Origin of the sequence: Oceaniferula flava, from assembly GCF_016811075.1 — a bacterium.
Classification (GTDB): Bacteria; Verrucomicrobiota; Verrucomicrobiia; order Verrucomicrobiales; family Akkermansiaceae; genus Oceaniferula; species Oceaniferula flava.
The window spans coordinates 1-2,226 of the sequence record NZ_JAFBGL010000028.1; the positions used below are offsets into that span (position 1 = coordinate 1).

Consider the following 2,226-nt stretch of genomic DNA (forward strand, 5'->3'; position numbering starts at 1 on the left):
AGCTAACCGTTCGGCAGTCAGTGATGTGTGACGATTTAAGATTTCGATCAAGCGCTGTCCTTTTGTGAGGGCTGTCGGTTGTTCTCTACGTTCGGTATAATAATATGAAGATAAAAGACATAATAAGACTCCGACGCCTGCAGAGGAAAAAAGACAAAACAAATAAACTGTTCATGTCACTTCTTTCCAAGGCCAAAACAGGTGATGAACGTCATGAACTGGGTCAAGAAGGGAGTAACGAAGAGTCCATCATACAGTTTGAGATTGATGATTTAATCACAACATCGCTAACATCAGAAGCAGAGCGACTTTTTATACCAGTAACACCAAAATCTGACTACCATTTGGGAACTAAATTTTGGAAGGGATCGACCTTATCTGAGGATATTTTACATTTATCACAAGAGGCGATTTGCGAATTACGCGAAACAATTCGGCAGGAGCGTAAAAAACAAAGAGAAGTCTGGATGACAATACTAGATATGTTTTCTAAGGCTTTTGTGATATTAACAGGACTGACGGGTGCTTTAATTGGTCTCTTCTCGGTTATCGCTAAATAATAAACCGAACAAGACGAAGCATCCGACAGCTAACCGTTCGGCAGTCAGTGATGTATGACGATTTAATATTTCGATCAAGCGCTGTCCTTTTGTGAGGGCTGTCGGTTGTTCTCTACGTTAGCCAATAATAATGAACTTCTTAAGAAAGCGTAAACCCTATGACTGGAAAAGGGAGCAGCAACGATTATGGGAAGACCTTGTTCCTGACTCTGGTCAGGCGGAGAGCCTACAGGGGGAATTGCTTCGCATCGCGTGTAAGTTGACGGATCAAGCCTACAGGAATGGTAACATGAACTGGGATGATGAGCATGAGATCATGTGGCGTTTCATCAGCGAGAAGATTGGAAGTGATGTGATATTCACTCAGAAGGAACAATGTTTGATTAAGGAGAAGGTTGAAGAGATTATTCGTGATCAGGAATGTCCTGATCTAAGTGGGGATGGTAGCCCATATTACTTAATTACAGAGAAGGTGGTGGATTGGTGTATGGCATATCCTAAGCTGATTCCGCATGATGAGAATTCTGACTTAATGCGCTAAGAATTTGGGCTAACAAGTCGCTGCATCCGACTGTTAACCGTTCGTAGTCCGAGGACATTTTACAGTTAAAACCATACTCGATATGCGGCGTTTTTACACGCAGCGGTTGAGCTTTACGTTAGGCAAAAATTATAACATGCAGCGTGAGCGGTTTTACATTGCCTCTCGACCTTAGGCACATATTATAAACCCACATGATTACGAAATTTCAAACAAACGAATTAATCCACTCCGCAAGAAAATTAGTAGCAACATATGAATTTAATATCGAATCTGATATCGAAACACCCACGATTCAAGTTTCAGTATGGGAACTCTATGGTGAGAACGTTTCAGAGGATTATAAGTATGAAGCCGAATTATCACATACCATTCAGAACGCTAACCAAGGAACACCATATAATTCGATGCAATTTGGAAGAACGCCTGAAGAGGCAGCTGATTCGACAGTTTCGTCTTTCATGAATATGTTTGACGGTAAGACGGCTAAAATAGAACCGATAAAACGGGCCTAACAAGGCGCTTCATCCGACGCGATACCGTTCGTTGTCCGAGGAAGTTGCAGAGCTAAAAACGTTAATGGTGCGAAACTGTTTTACACGGCGCGATTGAGCTCTACGTTAGGCAAGAATAAGAATCATGAACGAAGACAACACTAATATTATCATGAGAGCAACTGGGTTAATTCTCCAAGTTATTTCAATGTTTCCACGAAATAAAAGAGAACAAACAAAGGATCAGGAAGAAGCCCTATCTTCTCTATCAAGAGCGTATCATGCTACTGAAGCTTACTACGATTTCCGAAAAGATAACCCAAGGAACAAAGATAGAGAGTGGAATGTAGCGGAAGGCTGGGATCAGGTCTCAATATTGATGAAGAAGTATGACGCGAATCTTTCTAATAGGCTTAGCTTGAAGAGCCGATGTTGGCGCGAGGGCGATAATTGGACGAAGCAGGCAATTGCCGATGCTAAAATTGGATTATCTCAGATACGTGCAGAAGTATCTATCCGTCTACAAGAATAAGCCTAACAAGACGAAGCATCCGACAGCTAACCGTTCGGCAGTCAGTGATGTGTGACGATTTAAGATTTCGATCAAGCGCTGTCCTTTTGTGAGGGCTGT

At 42.0% G+C, this 2,226-nt stretch carries 4 protein-coding genes; all 4 read left to right on the plus strand.

Going from position 1 to position 2,226, the window contains the following annotated elements; genetic code table 11:
* Nucleotides 1-104: 104 nt before the first annotated feature.
* Nucleotides 105-560: a hypothetical protein gene (locus JO972_RS16670; protein WP_309491221.1), complete on the plus strand. Its 456-nt coding sequence runs from the start codon at nt 105-107 to the stop codon at nt 558-560.
* 130 nt (nt 561-690) lie between these two features.
* Complete coding sequence (locus JO972_RS16675; protein ID WP_309491222.1) at nt 691-1,101, plus strand: hypothetical protein; 411 nt, start codon at nt 691-693, stop codon at nt 1,099-1,101.
* Nucleotides 1,102-1,295: 194 nt separating this feature from the next.
* Nucleotides 1,296-1,616, plus strand: a complete 321-nt coding sequence (locus tag JO972_RS16680) for a hypothetical protein (RefSeq protein WP_309491223.1) — start codon at nt 1,296-1,298, stop codon at nt 1,614-1,616.
* A gap of 124 nt (nt 1,617-1,740) precedes the next feature.
* Nucleotides 1,741-2,127 carry a hypothetical protein gene (locus JO972_RS16685; RefSeq protein WP_309491224.1) on the plus strand — a complete coding sequence of 129 codons (387 nt, stop codon included), beginning with the start codon at nt 1,741-1,743 and terminating at the stop codon, nt 2,125-2,127.
* The last annotated feature ends 99 nt before the right edge of the window (nt 2,128-2,226 follow it).

Coding starts and splice junctions, on each gene's coding strand:
- JO972_RS16680 (WP_309491223.1), top strand. CDS start 1,296: ATGATTACGAAATTTCAAACAAACGAATTAATCCACTCCGCAAGAAAA.
- JO972_RS16685 (WP_309491224.1), top strand. CDS start 1,741: ATGAACGAAGACAACACTAATATTATCATGAGAGCAACTGGGTTAATT.
- JO972_RS16670 (WP_309491221.1), top strand. CDS start 105: ATGAAGATAAAAGACATAATAAGACTCCGACGCCTGCAGAGGAAAAAA.
- JO972_RS16675 (WP_309491222.1), top strand. CDS start 691: ATGAACTTCTTAAGAAAGCGTAAACCCTATGACTGGAAAAGGGAGCAG.